The 17,455-nt window shown below is 36.4% G+C and carries 18 protein-coding genes and 1 pseudogene; 2 read left to right on the plus strand and 17 right to left on the minus strand.

Annotated elements, in window-relative coordinates:
- Window positions 1-29 precede the first annotated feature (29 nt).
- From JP39_RS10890 to JP39_RS10915, 6 genes are all read right to left on the minus strand, one after another.
- On the minus strand, window positions 30-338 hold the full coding sequence (locus tag JP39_RS10890; protein ID WP_041500188.1) for a PTS sugar transporter subunit IIB: 309 nt from the start codon (window positions 336-338) through the stop codon (window positions 30-32).
- Window positions 339-559: 221 nt separating this feature from the next.
- Entirely contained in the window at window positions 560-2,488 is a 1,929-nt protein-coding gene (locus tag JP39_RS10895) for a PTS fructose transporter subunit IIABC (protein WP_041500186.1), read from the minus strand.
- Window positions 2,489-2,517: 29 nt separating this feature from the next.
- Complete coding sequence (locus JP39_RS10900; protein WP_041500184.1) at window positions 2,518-3,390, minus strand: ketose-bisphosphate aldolase; 873 nt, start codon at window positions 3,388-3,390, stop codon at window positions 2,518-2,520.
- 2 nt (window positions 3,391-3,392) lie between these two features.
- Window positions 3,393-5,255, minus strand: coding sequence for a BglG family transcription antiterminator (locus JP39_RS10905; RefSeq protein ID WP_041500183.1), 1,863 nt, complete (start codon window positions 5,253-5,255; stop codon window positions 3,393-3,395).
- A 184-nt stretch (window positions 5,256-5,439) separates the two neighbouring features.
- Entirely contained in the window at window positions 5,440-6,381 is a 942-nt protein-coding gene (locus JP39_RS10910) for an NAD(P)H-binding protein (RefSeq protein ID WP_041500181.1), read from the minus strand.
- A 113-nt stretch (window positions 6,382-6,494) separates the two neighbouring features.
- Complete coding sequence (locus tag JP39_RS10915) at window positions 6,495-7,382, minus strand: serine hydrolase (protein ID WP_245626331.1); 888 nt, start codon at window positions 7,380-7,382, stop codon at window positions 6,495-6,497.
- Window positions 7,383-7,624: 242 nt separating this feature from the next.
- Between JP39_RS10915 and JP39_RS10920 the strand changes: the two genes are divergently transcribed.
- The gene (locus JP39_RS10920; protein WP_041500179.1) at window positions 7,625-7,909 is read left to right on the plus strand and encodes a hypothetical protein; all 285 of its coding nucleotides are present in this window, start codon (window positions 7,625-7,627) and stop codon (window positions 7,907-7,909) included.
- 127 nt (window positions 7,910-8,036) lie between these two features.
- Here the strand turns inward: JP39_RS10920 and JP39_RS10925 are convergent, their stop codons facing one another.
- From JP39_RS10925 to JP39_RS10940, 4 genes are all read right to left on the minus strand, one after another.
- Entirely contained in the window at window positions 8,037-8,873 is an 837-nt protein-coding gene (locus tag JP39_RS10925) for an SDR family oxidoreductase (protein ID WP_041500178.1), read from the minus strand.
- Between the two features lie 108 nt (window positions 8,874-8,981).
- Window positions 8,982-9,866 (minus strand): proline iminopeptidase, encoded by an 885-nt coding sequence (gene pepI, locus JP39_RS10930; protein ID WP_041500177.1) that lies wholly within the window; start codon window positions 9,864-9,866, stop codon window positions 8,982-8,984.
- Between the two features lie 72 nt (window positions 9,867-9,938).
- Window positions 9,939-10,406 (minus strand): hypothetical protein, encoded by a 468-nt coding sequence (locus tag JP39_RS10935; RefSeq protein WP_048699076.1) that lies wholly within the window; start codon window positions 10,404-10,406, stop codon window positions 9,939-9,941.
- A gap of 112 nt (window positions 10,407-10,518) precedes the next feature.
- Entirely contained in the window at window positions 10,519-11,343 is an 825-nt protein-coding gene (locus JP39_RS10940) for an SDR family NAD(P)-dependent oxidoreductase (protein ID WP_041500175.1), read from the minus strand.
- Between the two features lie 357 nt (window positions 11,344-11,700).
- Between JP39_RS10940 and JP39_RS10945 the strand changes: the two genes are divergently transcribed.
- A complete protein-coding gene (locus JP39_RS10945) occupies window positions 11,701-12,000 on the plus strand; it encodes a hypothetical protein (protein ID WP_041500174.1) in 300 nt (99 codons plus the stop codon).
- A gap of 114 nt (window positions 12,001-12,114) precedes the next feature.
- On the opposite strand, the gene JP39_RS10950 is transcribed toward JP39_RS10945, so the two are convergent.
- From JP39_RS10950 to JP39_RS10975, 7 genes and pseudogenes are all read right to left on the minus strand, one after another.
- A complete protein-coding gene (locus JP39_RS10950) occupies window positions 12,115-13,278 on the minus strand; it encodes a CAP domain-containing protein (RefSeq protein WP_169751886.1) in 1,164 nt (387 codons plus the stop codon).
- Window positions 13,279-13,313: 35 nt separating this feature from the next.
- Window positions 13,314-13,877 (minus strand): SLAP domain-containing protein, encoded by a 564-nt coding sequence (locus tag JP39_RS10955; protein WP_041500172.1) that lies wholly within the window; start codon window positions 13,875-13,877, stop codon window positions 13,314-13,316.
- A gap of 41 nt (window positions 13,878-13,918) precedes the next feature.
- On the minus strand, window positions 13,919-14,875 hold the full coding sequence (locus JP39_RS10960) for an Lreu_0056 family protein (protein WP_053085054.1): 957 nt from the start codon (window positions 14,873-14,875) through the stop codon (window positions 13,919-13,921).
- Between the two features lie 10 nt (window positions 14,876-14,885).
- Complete coding sequence (locus JP39_RS10965) at window positions 14,886-16,046, minus strand: PrsW family glutamic-type intramembrane protease (RefSeq protein WP_048699074.1); 1,161 nt, start codon at window positions 16,044-16,046, stop codon at window positions 14,886-14,888.
- A gap of 22 nt (window positions 16,047-16,068) precedes the next feature.
- Window positions 16,069-16,680: a hypothetical protein gene (locus tag JP39_RS10970; protein WP_245626332.1), complete on the minus strand. Its 612-nt coding sequence runs from the start codon at window positions 16,678-16,680 to the stop codon at window positions 16,069-16,071.
- A gap of 3 nt (window positions 16,681-16,683) precedes the next feature.
- Window positions 16,684-16,749: pseudogene (locus tag JP39_RS12895) on the minus strand (zinc-ribbon domain-containing protein); the annotation flags it as partial.
- A 21-nt stretch (window positions 16,750-16,770) separates the two neighbouring features.
- Window positions 16,771-17,445, minus strand: coding sequence for a zinc-ribbon domain-containing protein (locus tag JP39_RS10975; protein WP_041500169.1), 675 nt, complete (start codon window positions 17,443-17,445; stop codon window positions 16,771-16,773).
- Between the last annotated feature and the right edge of the window lie 10 nt (window positions 17,446-17,455).

Here is a 17,455-nt window from a genome sequence, read left to right on the forward strand (position 1 = left end):
ACACCCCTTATTTATTTTTTAACTGTGTCTTAGTCGCCAAGCTCTTCTTGTAAATGTGCAATTGCACCCTTACCATCAAGAATTGAATAGTAATCAGCATGCATTAGAATAACTTTTACATTTTCAGGAACACGTTCTTTAATACCATCAAATTCTGCCTTTAAATGTGGTCCAACCATCAAAGCATCAATATCATCCATATAATCACCTAATTCAGATTCACTACGTGCCTTGATTTTATAATCAAGTCCCTCTTTTTTAGCAGCCTTTCTCATATTAGCTGCCATGAAGCCTGATGATGCTCCAGATCCACAAATCAATAGAATACTTTTACTCATGATATATTCCTCCAATAATTTCTAAATAATTTATTTTGTTATCTGTTTCTCTTTACATTTATATAGTAAGTTTTTATTGTATGCGATTACATTTAGTTTTGTCACTACCTAGGTGACAAAATATATTTTTGAATGTCACCACCTTAAATTTAGGTACACAAAAAGAGTAGTTCTATTTTTCAGAACTACTCTTTATTCAAATTAGATTTGTAAAACATATATTAAATAATACCAGCTGCCATTTGTTTGTTCATATCACTTTCACTCAAGGTCTTCTTAGTAAATCCTAGAATCAAAGCAGTGATAACAGCACCTATAACAATACATCCGATATACAATAGTGGCTTATTACATGCAACTGGAATTACGAATATACCACCATGTGGAGCCTGAAGTGTAATTCCCATCATCATACTTAAAGCACCACCAACGGCACCACCGATAATATTAGCAGGAATTGTTCTCAATGGATCAGCTGCAGCGAATGGAATGGCACCTTCAGTAATGAAACAGGCACCCAAAATCCAGTTAGCTTTACCAGCTTCTCTTTCTTGATTAGAAAATTTATTTTTAAATAATAATGTAGCTAATGCTACCCCCAAAGGAGGTACCATACCACCAACCATCAAAGCAGCTGATGGTCCATAAATCTTAGAAGCGAACATTGCTAAACCAAATGCTGAAGCAGTCTTGTTAATCGGACCACCCATATCTGAAGCCATCATACCAGCTAATAGAGCTCCCATAACAAAAGCACTAGATCCATTCATTGATTTCAGCCATGTCGTTAAGAACTCATTGAAATGAGACATAGGTGTATTCAAGATAAAGAACATTACGAATCCAACTACAAACGTTGACAATAGAGGTATTAATAACACTGAAATTAATCCTTGGTATGTATGTGGAATATTCTTAGTTTTCTTAATAATAAATTTTGTTAAATAACCAGCTAAGAATCCGGCTAACATACCTCCTAAGAACCCAGAGCCACCATTCACGGCCATCATACCACCAATCATACCTGGTGCTAATCCTGGTTTATCAGCAATACTCCATGAAATATAAGCAGCCAAAACTGGAACATATAGCTTGAATGCGGCATTACCACCCATTTCGTTAAAGAATGCTGCCCAAACATTATATTGACTACTTGTTGGATCACTAGCATAAATACCAAACATAAAGGAAATGGCTATAAAAATACCACCAACTACAACAAATGGAATCATGTATGAAACACCACTCATAGTGTGAGTGTAAAATGCTCTTGCAAAGCTTCCACCTTTGCTTTCCCCTTCAGTTTCTTCACTCTTTTCTTCAGCCTTCGAAATCTTATCTGATTTAACATAGTCAGAGCTCAAAGCTAAAGCATCTGTCACAATCTGTTGAGGTTTATCGATGGCTCTCTTGACTGGGACATCAAGAAACTTTCTTCCTTTGAAAACGTCTGTATCCACTTTTACATCGTGAGCAACAACAATTGCATCAGCTTTTGCAATGTCTTCTGGAGTAAGTTTGTTTTCCACACCCGTTGAGCCATTAGTCTGAATCTTGTATTTCATTCCACGCTTTTTAGCCTCATTTTCAAGTGATTCAGCAGCCATATAAGTATGCGCAATACCTGTCATACATGCAGAAATACCAATTAAGTATTTCCCACTATCTTCAGTTGCTTTCTTCAAATCTTTTTCATTTGATTTTGCTTCATCCTGCTTGATTAAATCATTATAGATTTCATCTTCAGTCATTGCAGTCAACAATTTAGCACGGAAATTTTCATCCATCAGAAAAGTAGAAATAGTTGATAACATCCGCAAATGCTCATCATTAGCGGTTGCTGGAGCTGCAATCATGAATACCAGATTAACAATCTCCTTATCCCATTGGATACCACTTAAATTTTTAAGGATAACAATCGTAGCTCTGTCTACACCATCTGATTTACCGTGAGGTATTGCCACTCCATAACCAACGGCAGTAGATATTTCCTTTTCTCTCTTATTAACAGCGCTTTGAAACGAGGTTACATCAGAAACATATCCATTTTTCCCGAGTAATGAACTCATTTTTTCAATGGCTTCTTGTTTACTCATGGATGTATTAGAAATAATGATATTCTTTTTATCAATCACATCTTTAACATTCATAATTTTCCCCTTCTACATCAAATATTAGATTATTTGAAATACAAGCTAGCCTTTCCTGTTGAATTGAATAGATCCATTTTATATTCAACAAGATCTTGTGCAGCCTTACGAGCACTTGGCATTAACACGTTTGGTTCATAATCATCAGGCTTTTCAACCAATGTTTTACGTAATTGATTGAAAAATGCGGTCTTCATATCCGTTGAAAGGTTGATTTTAGCAACACCATGTTTGTATGTCTTACGGATTTCTTCATCTTTGTTATCAGAACCACCATGTAATACCAATGGAATATCAACTGCCTCGTGAATCTTTTCCAAAAGATCGATTCTTAATTCTGGCTTCTCAACATGTGCATAGTGACCATGACGTGTTCCAATAGCAACTGCTAATGTATCTACTCCAGTTGCCTCAACAAACTTCTTAGCATCTTCAGGATCCGTATAAAGAATTTCGTTAACACCGTTACTATCAACAGATAATTCATTGCTTCCAATTGTTCCTAATTCTGCTTCTACAGAAACACCAACTGCATGGGCTGCTTCGACACATTTCTTGGTAATAGCAATATTTTCTTCCCAAGGTTTAGCTGAAGCATCAATCATTACTGAACTATAACCGTTTCTAATTCCCTTAAGAATATCTTGGTAAGTCCCACCATGATCAACGTGGATGGCCATTGGGATTCTTGTACGATTTACAGCTTGTCTGACATAAGCTACAAAATCTTCGCTAATAAAGCTCAATTCATCTGGGTGAATTTGAATAATAGCTGGGGCATTCTTCTTTTCAGCCGCATCAATAATTGCTTCAACAAATTCACTGTTTGAAACATTGTATGAACCAACCGCAAAATTATTTTTATAAGCTACATCTAGTAAATCAACCATGTTCATTAACATTTTTAATATCCTCTTTCTTTATTCCATACAGAAATGAAATTCTGCTTATTTTTAGTTTTTAGTAATTTCAACACCGTCTCTAGGTTATTGGTATGTACGTATACATCCCTGAAGAATCCCTTATTTACTTCTAGTTGCTCCGAAGGAATATAGGCTATAATCAATTTCACCTTCTGAGTCCCCCAGATAATATTTGATTTGTTAATACCAATAATTACCTTGGGATTATAAGAAAATTTGGTTAAAAATGGATGTGGTAAGGCTGTATAATTTCCGACATCCGTGCTAGACATTTTTTCTCTATCCTTAAAGTTATCGATGAGATTGGAATACCCTGATAACTCCAGCAACTTCTCAATGGCATCTATACTTGAACTTTCATTTATATGAAAATAGTCTGCGTCATCTATTAAATTTGAAGTTCCTATTGTGGAAATAAACCTTTGTACACTCTGAATATCCATGCTGTTAAAATTTCTTGAAATATGTATTAATTTGTCGATCCTATAATATTTGGGACTAGGATATTCACCGATTGTCGTTAGGATTAAATCAAACTCATTAAAGTTTGCTTTTTCAAAATCATGCTCAATACGGGCAATATGAATATTTTGAAAAAACATTTCCACCTTATTTTTTATTAATTTGGTTTCGATTTGCTTATTGTTAACAATCAAAAGCGTTTTTAATATTCCGTCTTTTTCCTCATTCAAAACTAATTGAATGTGTATTGATAAATACGCTATTTCCGATTCCGGAATAGATAGTGAAAGACGCTTCTTCAAGTCATCGTAAATGAAACTAGAAATAGAATATGCAAACAAATATTCATGCTTCAATTCAGTAAAATAAGGATTAAAAATTGGAATCTTTTCCTTTATTGGATTTAGAAGTCTAGCTATATGGTTAACAATTTGATTCTGATAATTCTCATTAGAATATACTGGAATATTGAAATATTTTTCTGCTTTGAATAACGTCTCTTTTATGGCTGAGATAGTTGTTTCATCGTTCAAAATTATTTCTGGGTTAGTAATATCTAATGGTAGTGCCAAAAGATAATATGTAAGGCTTAATAATTCTTCCTTCGTTTTTCCAATTTTAAAATCATCAATTAAACTACTTGCTAACTTATATTCCGAAAATTCATGAACCACTTCTTCATAGCTAGCTAACTCAGTTACATAATGGTGACTCTTCACTCGATAATTCATAATTATGATGTGAATAATCAACTTTACGTACGTCCAATATTCAACGGTACAGTTATGAGCTGTCAGAGTGTTGTCAACCATTTTTACACTCTGAGTTATTTCTTTAATATCAGTCATATCTTTAAAGAAATTATCCAATTGATAAATCAATTTCTCTTTTGAAAATATTTTTAAAGGTACCAATTCTTCTAAAATTAAACGCTTAGATTCCTCATTGCCGACCAATCTAACTCCTGTGAAAATCTTTGATTCAAATGAAAGTCCAATATCAAACTGTTTAATTTTTAAAAATAACTTTTGAATTTTGCTACGAATACTTTCACTCGAATAAGAAAGTTGATCAGCAATTATATCAATTTGCGTATATCCAGTACTATTTATTAATAACAATGCAATCCGAAACAGGATCTCGTCGTCACTGTCTGAATCATTTGAATTGATATTCTTGGAATCATATTTACTTTTATCAATTTTGTATCCTTTTTCAGTCGAAACAATTAACTTCTCACCATTAAAGGACGCATTAACTTTAGCTACATAACTTCTTACACTCCTCTCCGTTACCCCAACCAACTCAGATAATTGTTTGTTAGTAATAAAGTCTTTTTGTTGCAGCAACACATCTAGCATTTTATTTATATTCTTATTCATAATATTTTCCTTACCAATTTACTAATAAGAACCGTTATTGCTTATCAACAATTCCTATTATATTTTCTGTTGTAACCGCTCACAAAGTCATACTTATTTCCTACCGGTAGGAAATAGCCCCATCTTAAGCAAAACAAAAAGGATGTAAGATAATCAAATATCTCACATCCTCTTTGTTCTGATACTATTTTTCTGTCGAATGACGATCTCCTAACAAGAAATCATCCTTATGCTCAAACATATATTTTACAGTAATTGGTTCATGTCCCGTCAATCTACAAAAATCACTGACTGGAACATCCAGATATCCTTCACGAACAGTCGTACCAAATGTAACCATTCCATCGGAAGTGGCCTGAATTGGGCTCTTAGAAAAATCACCATCAGTATTTCTAGGAACGCCAACGCTATCAAAATAATCATATAATTCTTGGTCAGTTTTCTTAACATACTTTATATTGTTGCCAGTCTCCTTATTGCCAACTTCCAAGAATTTATTATACGTAAATGGCTCGTGACCATTAATATTCAAAACTGCTCTATGATAAAAGTCATCATTTAATGCACAAGCTGCACTCAAGGCTGCATCACGTCTAGAAATAAACCAAACACGTCCGTCACCCATATTTTTCTCAATCGTATCTTCGTGACTATCAACCGCACGCATATAATCTGAAATAAATGCCTCAGCAAAGAGAGAATTACGTAAGAAAATATAATCTAAATCCGTATTTTGAATTATAGATTCCGTATAACCGTGATCCGCATTCTCGACACTTGGGTTAAAAGGATTTCCAGCGGATAAAACCGACGTATAAATAACCTGTCTAACTCCTGCTTTTACACAAGCATCCACAAAATTTTTATGAGCTTTACGACGCTTCTCACCAACAAAAGGCATCGAAATCAATAAAACTTTATCAGCGTGAGCATAAACTTTTGCTAAACTTTCAGGTGAATTGAAATCTGCTACGGCCGTTTGAATACCTTGGTCGGCATAAATCTTTAATTTGCTTTCATCAGGTGCGGTGAATACTAATCTTTCCTTAGGAATCAATTGCTGAACATACTCAGCAACCAATTTTCCAAAATTACCATCGACACCGTTAACAAAAGTTTTTTGCATTAAAAAATACCCCCAATTGTTATTTTCAACGCCATGTTAGCGTTTTCACAATAATTAAATTTTAACACCTCTGTCAATAACAAAAAAGAACCCTGAATCAAATTCAGAGTCCATTAATAGTTAACAATTTTAGTTCCAGCATCCGATCCGTAAACAATCTGCTGCACATTTTTCGTAATTTTAGCAATCCTTGGGAACCCACTAAATTTGCTTTGATTATGACCATTAGTTAAAATAACCAGAATATACTTCTGACCATCTGGCATCGTCACAATCCCCGCATCATTATTGACGTCATCGAGAAAACCAACTTTATCTTGCACAGTTGTCCCAGCATCAGCTGCGGCAGCCCCAGCAGGAATTCCATCACGATAAATTTGTTTTCCCATCAATTTTAAAATCTTGGCTTGATCGGATTTGTTTTTAAACACACCTGTGCCTGACTCGAGGTCTTGCAACAACAGCTGCAAACTATAACTCGTCGTCAGTGTTCCTTGACCAGACTGGAAAACGCCTGAGTACCAGCCTTGATTGCCAGCAAACTCATTCAGAATATCTGCGCCATAAATATCAATTTGATTTTCCGAAAAATCATTTGCACTTTCAACAATCATTCGATTGAATCCATCTACATTAGAATCCGTCCAACTAAAATTGCCGTTCAACTTTTGATTCATTAGAAACGCCGCAATGTAAAGTTTATACGTACTAGCAGCGGTTTGTGCGGTGTGAGCATTAGCCTCTACTTGCAAGCTACCCTTCTTATAAACGTCAGCATACTTGCCATCGGCCGCATCACTATCCTCAGTAGCGCCTAAATTATAAAAACTAACACTAGCCGTGCCATCTTTAGTCACACTGTTCAAATAACTCGTCAAATTGTGTTTGATAATGCGCTGCTTCTTTTTAATCACTTGATTAGTTTTGGCATTATCATTACCACTTGAGGCATAAGAATTATTGAAATAGTAACCTAGTCCTCCTGCTAGCAGAACCACCACTAAAATAATTCTTAAATATTTTTTTATATTCCTTCTTCTAACTCTTATGTGATCACCTCATCTCAACGCTTACATATATTTACTAATACTCTCTTAAGTAACTCAATTATACGAGCTACAACCATAAATGTTTTATACAATTATGTTACATATTTTTAAATATACGATTTTTGATTTAAATCAATTTTTTAATCCATTTGGCACCTTATACTGAAGTCATCAAACGAAAAGAGGCTTTTCAAATGACAACGGTTAAAGACTATTTAGACGAGCGTCACGATAAATTGGATTTCTATACTCGAGCAATCACCAATGCCCACGGACAAAATCACCCTGAAGTTTTTGATGTCAGACAGCAATACGTTAAATTGTGTCTAGATGCTAGCAATCACAAAGATCTCAGTGACAATTTTGCCAAATTACGTCAAACGACTAAGGATTATGCGATTCCCGGAGATGTCTGCCCTGTCTTTGAAGCAACTTATCACATGTTGAAGACAGCCGATGCTATCAACGCTCAAATTTAAAATAACAAATTCTCCCCTGTAAATTATTCAAATAACAAAAAAGTCTTCATCAAGATAAATTCTTCGAAAAGAATTATATCTTGATGAGGACTTCTTTTATATCAGTAACCTTATATTATTAAATTTATTAATTTCTAACTTCTGAAACATCACCATACCAATATTGTGCTGTAATTCCACCATCTGCTAAGAAATCACTACCAGTAATAAAGGCACTGCGACGGTCCATCAACAATTCAGCCAAACCAGCAATTTCATCTGGAGTTCCGGGTCGTTTTGTTACCATCGAATCAAACATCTTTTTATATCCAGCTCCACGAGGTCCATTCAATTCATCCAAAGCTAATGGTGTCATAATGATTCCTGGACTGATGGCATTTATTCTGGCCTCACGTTTCTGCCACTTAACAGATTCAGCCGCTACTCGTAAAACATTCGTCCGTTTAGCATATTGATAAGCTGCTAAGGAATCGGTAATGACATCTGGTTGTAAGATTGGTAAATTCAGCAAGTCTTCAGTCGGTGTCATTGCCAAGGCCTGATTATCTTCAACTGATAAACCTGGCAATCGATGTCCTGACTGTGAAGAAATCACAATTCCAGCTCCACCAGGCGCCATAACTTTTCCAAATTCTTCTAATAAAACTGATGTACCGTACAAATCAACTTTCAACACTTGTTCAGCACTAGCTTGTGAAGGTGAAACTCCGGCTGCATTAACTAGGCCCATGATTTCACCAAGCAATTTAGCTTTTTCCACTACTTCTTTAATGGAGGCTCTTGAAGAAAGATCAGCTTTAATAGTTTCAACTGAAAAACCTGCTTCACTCAAATTTTGTTTCATTGTATCTAATTTATCTTCGCTGTAATCCGCCAACAACAGCTTTCGACCAGCTGCCACTCTTCTGACGATTGCTTCACCAATTGCACCAGCACCAAATAATACGACTACTTCATTGTTCAAAATATATATCCTCCATTGCTTAACTGATTTAACTTTCAAGATATATATTACAAACTATCCACTTACCGACCAATTCCAATTATTAAAAGCATCGATAAGCTAAACTTATCAATCATTTTTAGCTAACCATTTATTCAATCGTTTCATATAAGAAGCAGTTTCATCAATAAATGCCATATGACGGCTGTGAGCAAACAAAGTCCATTCAACACTTGGCAACTGATCGACCATTGTTTTAGCAACTAACGGCGTACATAAATCGTCAGTTCCACTCGTTACCAAAGTTGGCGTGGTGATATTTTTCAACTTATCCGTGTAATCATAATCCTTCAAATTACCAGTTGGAAAATATTCATTTGGACCCCAAGCGGTAACATAAGACGTTTTCCCACTGATTTTTGGACGACGTAAAAACTCCGGAGACTGCTCTGTGATAGGTCCTGAGGCATGTTGTAACATGAAATGTTCATTAGCTTTTAAATATCCTGGAGCAGTATAATTTGCCGTTGACTCTGCTTGGGTGATTGCTGCTTGATCTTCTGGCGACATGAATTTAATCATCCGATGCTGTTCTTGAGCCCACAATCTGGACGAAGACAAAGTGCTGGCAAGAATCAAACTTTTCACACCTTGAGGGTTATGGTCGCACATGTAAATTATCGCTAACATCCCGCCCCAAGATTGACCTAACAAATGAACTTGTTTTAGACCTAAATATTCTCGCAAAGTTTTCAACTCATCTACCCAAGTATCAGCTTTCCACAGGTCCTTATCATCAGGAATACTGGATTTTCCACAACCAAGTTGATCATACATAATTATTGGTCGCCCAGTTTCTTCGGCTAATTGGTCAAAGACTTCAAAATAATTGTGAGTGGACCCAGGACCGCCGTGTAATAGCAATAATGGCGTCTTTTCGGAGTTCAAATCCCCGACAATTCGATAATAAGTTTTGTATTCACGAAATGGCATGTAGCCTGTTTGGATTTTCAATTTAACTGCCTCTTTTCACTTATACAGCTATCATAGCAAAAAACATCCCAGCTCATTTATCAAACTGTACAATTAACGTTCCGGGTATGGTTTACCAATATCTCGCTTTAGATAATCTTCTTCATACATTTTATAAATATCATTACAGATTTCCCAGTTACTATCAGGCCACGACTTTCTTTGAGATAAGTCAATTAAGGGCCGTGATAGTGCCACCTTAGTAGGAAATCGTAACTTATAATCAACCTTCTGTCTGGATGCATAATATCCTTTTTTATACGGCGCAACTCGACCATTGAAGGACACTATTTCATCCTTGTGTAAAACTCCCAATTTTTTGAATCCAACTGTTAAATTCAGCCATAGATGATCCGCAATCAGCTCTTCCTTTTCATCATCAATCAAAGTTATGTCCTTTAATATCAGCGTTGGTTTGGCATGTTCTTTTCTTCTATCATCATATTTGAATCCATATTTAACAAACTTTCCACTGTATCTATGGCGTTGATTACTTCCAATATTTTTCAATTTTGCCCGCATGTACATATCCTCCCTTTTTGGCTAGATATGTGAAATTACGACATGGAAACAAAATTTGTTCAACAAAAAATGCCCCAGCTAATTTAATAGTCGAGGCATTTTTTATTATCGACTATTGATCAATACCAACGGAAATATCGTGATATTTATCAACGTCTTTCAAAGTATTAGTAAGTTCTTTTTTCATCCCATCAGTCGCAAAAGTTCCCAATGGCAAGTGATCCGGCACAACTTTATTATCTGTAGCCATGTCAAAAATTGTTTTGGCAATTAATTCCGGACTTCCAGGTGCTTGCGTGACACCATTTGAAGCACCATCGACCATTCCAGCAAATTTACTATAATCTGCAATTTCAACTGGGGCAGTCTTTCCAGCATTCCATTTAGTTCTGGCACCACTAGGCTCAACGTTCATCACCTGAATACCCAATGGAGCAACTTCTTGGCGCAAAGCGTTGGAATAACCTTCCACCGCAAATTTAGTTGCACTGTACCAACCTAAAGTTGGCAACGAAGTAACACCTAATGCGGACGAAATGTTAATAATTACCCCTTGCTTTTGTACCCGCATAATTGGCAAAACTGACTTTGTCACATTACCCAATCCAAAAACATTAACCTCAAACATTTGGCGAACATCTTTTTCGTTACTTTCCTCAATTGTTCCAAAATATCCTAAACCAGCGTTATTGACCAATACATCAATCCCGCCAAATTTATCCTTGGCTACCGCAACTCCGGCTTGAACTTGCTCTTCATTCGTCACATCCATAATCACCTTAGCCACACGTGTTGCATCAAATGCGTCCAAATATGCCAAATCAGCCTCTTTACGAGCAGTCGCTACCAAGTTAGTGCCTGCTTGTTTGGCGACGACCTGAGCCAATTCCTTACCAAATCCACTTGAAGTTCCTGTAATCATCCATGTTTTTGTCATTAATATTTCCTCTATTTTCTAGTTAATGTTTAGCATTTTACAAGTTAGAGGTCACTCTAAGTCAAACATTTTAACTTATTGCTAATCTAACGTGTGGTGCTAGTCAAATATGCCGTCTCCAAAGCTGGGAAATATTCTCAAGCTGTGCGGACGTGTTTGAAGCCCTGACACAGTCCGTCAAGTCTTCAAACACGTCCGGTGGTATAAGTACGGGAGAAATCTCCCGTACTTATACCACTACCACAGCACACAAATATCTCCCAGCTCTTCCGACTAGTTAATCTATAAAACCGTAAGACGCCACGGGCGTCTTTTTTGAGTTTTCGTAACAAATAAAAAAACTGGAGGTAGTATCTAATGACATTAGATATTAGATTTACAAAAATTATTGCGGAACTAACTGAGGACTTGGAAATTCAAACGGGATTAGTTTTAACTGGCTCTCAAAAACGAGAACTAAATATGAAACAACATGTGATTCTCAAGGAAACTGAAATAAAGCCTTACTTAGCTGACATCAAGGAATACCTTCGTAATACCGAACCTAGTGAACGTGTTTGGGAATGCTACAATGTTTTATCCAATAACACATACATCATCGCCATTCACTTGGTATCGCCTTTCTTCAGATTGGACACTGCTGATTTGAATGGATAACAAAAAACCTCAACCGTAATTGGTTGGGGTTTATTTTTCAAGATAATAAATTAGAACCACTATTGCCACAATAATTTCTAATGCCTTCATTGTTCTTTGGCATTAATTTATTAATTATCTAGCAAAGTCTTCAACTGAATATATATTTCCATCTGGTGATTCACAAATTCCAATACCAACTGATTTTGCATTTGGATTAATAATAGTTAAGTAGTGATTCCATGTAGCATTTGTTCCCTCACCACGATAATTGTCCATAGCAACATCGGCATATCCTTGCGCCGTTTGATCAGTTAAATCTTTCCATGGTAGCAAAATCAGGTTCTCACCTTGTCCACTCAACTCTGGCTTTTCTTGCTTTAAGTATTCGTAGAAAATAGTTTTACCTGAAGAATCATAATGAGTAAAGTTTGTTGAAACTTCTTGTGCACGTCTGGCTGCAATTGCATCCAAAGTGGGATCTTCTACCAAGGTAGATAATCCACGTGACTTACGTTCAGCATTAATTGTACCCATCATTGCCGACATAACATCTTCTACTTTAGGATATCTTTTATGAATTTGTTCATACGTTAACCCATTCGTACCAACTTTAACGTCAGCATTTAAACTAGGGTCAATATCAGGATCCGTGGAAGTACTTGTTGATGTTGAACCTTGGTTATTATCAGTACTTGTATCCGTTTCAGATGAACTATCACCATTAGTACCCAAATTACCTGAACCAACGACCGCAAAGTCGGAGAACTTAGTATTTGTACCAAAGTCAGCGATATAAGTTGAGTTAGTCATAGGTTGTGTGTACATCAATTTAGATGCATCAGCGTATTCATGCGTTGAAACTTGCACAAATTGTTGACCATTTTTGTTAACGACATATTTACCGATTGCCCATTCTGAGTTAGGTGCCAATGAACGGTTGGCCATACTGTTAGTATCATCACGATAAAGTGCCAACATACTCATAGCTTTTCCAGCTAATCTTGGCGCATGACTTTGTTGTTGACCATTAAGAGAAGAATCAGCAGCACGAAGATATTCATTAGTTGAAACTTGATACATCTTTTCGCCATTGATTGTCAAAATTTTACCAACTTGCCAGGCAGAATTTGGTGACAAAGCTCGGTTACTAATTTTAGCCCCTTGTGGTGTGTACAAACGAGCAACTACCCCAGAATGAACCGTCGCAACAGTCGCAGCGTTAGCTTTCGTTGAAAAAGCTAGTACTCCAGTTGTTGCCATTGCTAAAGCGGCTACGATGGCTGTTGATTTAGTCATAAATTTCATAATATTTACTATCCTCGTCTAATTGATTATCTCAAACCTAGGTATGGTTCGAAGCCAATTGTTTCAACATTTGAAGGTGTCTTGTTCAATTGAGCATCCTTGGCATTAACAAAAGTGCCCAAACCAACTTCATAGAATGTATCCTTACCATTGTTAACAACATGGCTAACTCTCCAAGCACTGTTTGCGCCAAGTGTTTGATAGTGAGCTGGGTCACCCTTTGTAGCTGAGAAGTACAATGGAGCTCCGTTGTTACCCAATGTAGCAACTAGACTTGATGAAGGTGCTTGTTGTGGTTGACCTGAAAGTACTGAATCTGAAGCTCTCAAATATTCGTTCGTAGCAACTTGATACATTGTGACACCGGCAATTTTACTGATAGTACCAACACGCCATTTTGTGTTTTGTGCTAAAGCACGGTCAGTAACCCAGGCACCATTTGAATTATAAAGTTGAGCTGTAACGCCTGATTTAACTGTTGCGACTGTAGCTGCATCTGCTTCTGTAGTATTGCTTGATAAACTTGTTACTGCTCCTGTTGCTGCCATTAATAATGCAGCTGCTAGTACTGCTGATTTTGTAAATTTCATGATAAATAATCCCCTTAATATTGTATTTTTATTCTATGAATCTAATCTGCTTGTTCCTGAATTGCGGGCATTTTATTAGCCACATATTGAACTGTTTGTTTCTGAGCATCAGTTGAATAATAGTTATTTTCAAGATCCCTTAGACTAATATCGTGCTTAATATATGACACTTCGGCGGATGACTCTTTTTCATCGTAATGTCTCGTATAATAGCTGACGGTATTACCATTAATCTCATAACCAATGGTAGAAACTCCACTTCCAATACCGATCCAATATTTTCCCTTATAAGTGTAGATACTCAACATATCTTCCTTTGTAACATCATCACCTGGCATTGCTAATTGATGAACCATGACTCCAATTAGTTTTGGATCAGTAGTTAGCTGAGCTGGCTTATTACTGGAAGATTCTGTATCAGAAGATACTGTTACCTTTTTGCCAGACACAATATCCGCAAAACTCGATTTAACCTTGGTATTCTCCGTTTCTGTCAAATTAGGTGTTCCGTCACGACTTTGATCAACTAAGACAATTGGTTCTCCATTTTGAAAAGCAAAGAAATACGTAATATGGTTTGGCAATGGTGGTACTACCCCGTCGTAGTTATAAATTGCTACAACGTTATAAGTGTATTTGTTACTACCATCTTTGCTCCACCCAATTGATGCGTTAGTACCCTGAACTGTGACCTTAGATAAATCATCGGGATACACAGTTCCGGTTGATGTCTTTAAAGAATTGGTTCCATCATACTTAACATACGATTGCTTCATAGTTGGTGCCCATTGATCAATGAAACTTTCTAGCTGATTATCTTTAGCAGTATCCCAAAATACAATCGATTTTTTAGTATTCGCTGTATTCGCTTGAGATTTATGCTTCTTCTTGATACCTGTTGTCGTTTTAATCTTCGGTGAATCAGTATCCTTTTTACTCTGATTCTGACTACTGCAACCGGTCAAAATAAGTGTAACCACAGTTAATAATGCAGCCAATTTCCATTTCCTAATTCGAATAATCCTCACCTCCTTTATTTGATATAGAGTCATTGTTAACTGCTGACTGTAATTCTTTAACTTCACGCAAGCCAGCATGAATTAATACAAGAATCGTTAACCAAGTTATCAAAACTAATGCTGGAATCACAATCTTCCTAAAGTTATAAAATAGATTCCAATCCCAGAACATATGGATAAGAATAACTAGAACAAAGAACCTTAAAAACTTTGCATTCATAAAAGTACCTGTCGATAAATTCTTAGAACCTTTCACAATAACTAAAGCGGCAGTAGCAATGGCACACCACTCTGTATGTGTAGCGATGGAGTAAAGTGTTCTGATTAACGCATCACTCATTGAAGCTAATTGGTTACCCATAAACATATATTGAATATTCTCGAAGGCTGCAAAACCAGTTCCCACTGCAGCCCCAATTAGCAGTCCGTTAAAAATTCTTTTGATTTTCAATTTCTGAACAAAATAAGCAGCAATTAATAACTTAGATGATTCCTCAACTACTCCGGTCAATAATGAACCTGAGAAATTTAGCTCCCCGCTATCGCCAAGAAAAAGGTCCATCAAAAGCGTCAAAATAATGGCTAAAATACCACCAAGCAACATTATTTTTCCAACCTTGTAAAAACTAATATTTTTATAAACATTAGTTTCAAAAAATAATACTAGCGCTGCCATTGGAACGGCAATACATGTCATTACATCAACGGCAACACGATCACCAATTGCATTCGGATTCAAATTGGCAAGCACTGAAAGCAAAACTCCAGCCGCTATCATAAATATTAAAATTCTTGAAAATAACCAAGGCTGAACTTTCTCATTCGATATTTCAGATAACGACGGTGTGGTCTTATTAGTACCCGCAATAAAAATATCCTCTGCCTCATCTTCGGTATGTGATTTAAAAACTTCACTAAAAAATTCTTTCCAACTGACTTTGACAGCTCCTTCTCCACCAGTCCAACTGTTCAAATGGGACGTTGCAGAATCAAGAATCGAACCTTTTTGTTCGGGCTGTTCCGCTTTTTCTTCAATACCATCATTGCTTATTGTTTCGAGTGGTTTCCCACATTTAATACAAAACTTTGACTTGGCAATATTCTCAGTACCACAATTAGTACAAAATACTGTCTCCTTTTCATCGGCCAAAATAAAATCCCCCTAATATTTACTAGAACATATAACCTAATGCCCCACCGAGTAGTCCACCGGCAATTCCTGCTGCATCACTATTTTTTTCATCCTGCTCCGCACTATCGGCTTCGGCCTGTAGATAATCTTGATGATTCTTACGACAAGCGGCTGTATTTTGGTAACGATGCGTTTCATTATTACCTGTGAATTGCCACATTAAAGTATCAGTATCTTTATATCTCGTCTGTGTTAAATTAATTTTCCAAGAACCAATCGTCTTTTTTGAAATTGATTTAGCAGCACTGGCCATATGATATTCAAGTGCTATTGCACTCGTATCAAAATGGGTACTATTTAGACCCCTTTCGATATTGTTCATACCAGCCTCCCCGACATTAATTCGAATCGTCCTAGTTAATGGGTTGACCGAAACTTCATAACCATTTTTTGTGGTGAATTCCTCTCTTTGAAGAACCGACTTAATTGTCATTGGAGCATAAATTGCCATGTAACCGAAAAGAACAACGACAATAGCTACCAAAGTAGCAATCACCTTTTTATTGTGACGATACTTTTTAATCAATGAAGTATTTTCAGTAGCTTTACTTTCTGTTGATTTACTTTCACTACTTGATTTTTTAACCATCAAATTTTGACCACACTTCGGACAAAACTTCACACCTTTTTCGACTTTATAACCGCACTTTGGACAAAACATTTTCAAAAAATCCCCCTATCTCTATCTACCTAACGCGGCACCAATCAACCCGCCAACTACTGCGCCAGATACCGCCGAATCGATTTCACTATTTGTTGCATCTTTTCTTTCAGAGACTTCTACATATGCTTGTTTGGCGCGCCGATACTCATTTGAATTTTGATAGCGAATGCTCTCGTGTCCGTCTGAATACTGCCACATAATCCTTGGGGCATCCGAACGAGTTGTCTGAATAATTTGAATCGTCCAATTGCCGGGCAAATCCTTACCCATCTTCATCATCTGTTCTTCGGCACCAATCGGATTAGTTAGAAATCCATTCCCAGTTGAAGCTGCCACTAAATTATAAATTTCGCCATTTTCAGTTGTTATCATGATTTTTTTAGTTAAAACATTAGCCTTAACTGAATAATTAGCAGTTCTAAATTCTGTTTTTGCCACTTCGCTTTTAACAACGCCAGGTAAATATAGTAATCTGTATCCTACAAATCCTACGATTAACACTGCTAATACAAGAATTAGTCGAAAAATATTCTTTTTATTAACATGCGACTTGATTGACTCTTTCATTTCTGGAGTTAAATTTATTTCTGGCTTTGATTTCTCATGCTCAACAGTTTCTCCAACTTTGTGACCACACTCTGGGCAAAATTCCGCACCTTCTGGTATCTCAGCTCCACAATTACTACAATGCATCTTATTTACC

The organism is Companilactobacillus heilongjiangensis, from assembly GCF_000831645.3.
GTDB classification, from domain to species: Bacteria; Bacillota; Bacilli; order Lactobacillales; family Lactobacillaceae; genus Companilactobacillus; species Companilactobacillus heilongjiangensis.

Excerpts from the sequence above, each read along its gene's own strand:
- JP39_RS10905 (WP_041500183.1), bottom strand. The coding sequence starts at position 5,255 with ATGAATAAGAATATAAATAAAATGCTAGATGTGTTGCTGCAACAAAAA.
- JP39_RS10945 (WP_041500174.1), top strand. The coding sequence starts at position 11,701 with ATGACATTAGATATTAGATTTACAAAAATTATTGCGGAACTAACTGAG.
- JP39_RS10890 (WP_041500188.1), bottom strand. The coding sequence starts at position 338 with ATGAGTAAAAGTATTCTATTGATTTGTGGATCTGGAGCATCATCAGGC.
- JP39_RS10955 (WP_041500172.1), bottom strand. The coding sequence starts at position 13,877 with ATGAAATTTACAAAATCAGCAGTACTAGCAGCTGCATTATTAATGGCA.
- JP39_RS10940 (WP_041500175.1), bottom strand. The coding sequence starts at position 11,343 with ATGACAAAAACATGGATGATTACAGGAACTTCAAGTGGATTTGGTAAG.
- JP39_RS10935 (WP_048699076.1), bottom strand. The coding sequence starts at position 10,406 with ATGCGGGCAAAATTGAAAAATATTGGAAGTAATCAACGCCATAGATAC.
- JP39_RS10975 (WP_041500169.1), bottom strand. The coding sequence starts at position 17,445 with ATGCATTGTAGTAATTGTGGAGCTGAGATACCAGAAGGTGCGGAATTT.
- JP39_RS10950 (WP_169751886.1), bottom strand. The coding sequence starts at position 13,278 with ATGACTAAATCAACAGCCATCGTAGCCGCTTTAGCAATGGCAACAACT.
- JP39_RS10910 (WP_041500181.1), bottom strand. The coding sequence starts at position 6,381 with ATGCAAAAAACTTTTGTTAACGGTGTCGATGGTAATTTTGGAAAATTG.
- JP39_RS10895 (WP_041500186.1), bottom strand. The coding sequence starts at position 2,488 with ATGAATGTTAAAGATGTGATTGATAAAAAGAATATCATTATTTCTAAT.
- JP39_RS10900 (WP_041500184.1), bottom strand. The coding sequence starts at position 3,390 with ATGTTAATGAACATGGTTGATTTACTAGATGTAGCTTATAAAAATAAT.
- JP39_RS10920 (WP_041500179.1), top strand. The coding sequence starts at position 7,625 with ATGACAACGGTTAAAGACTATTTAGACGAGCGTCACGATAAATTGGAT.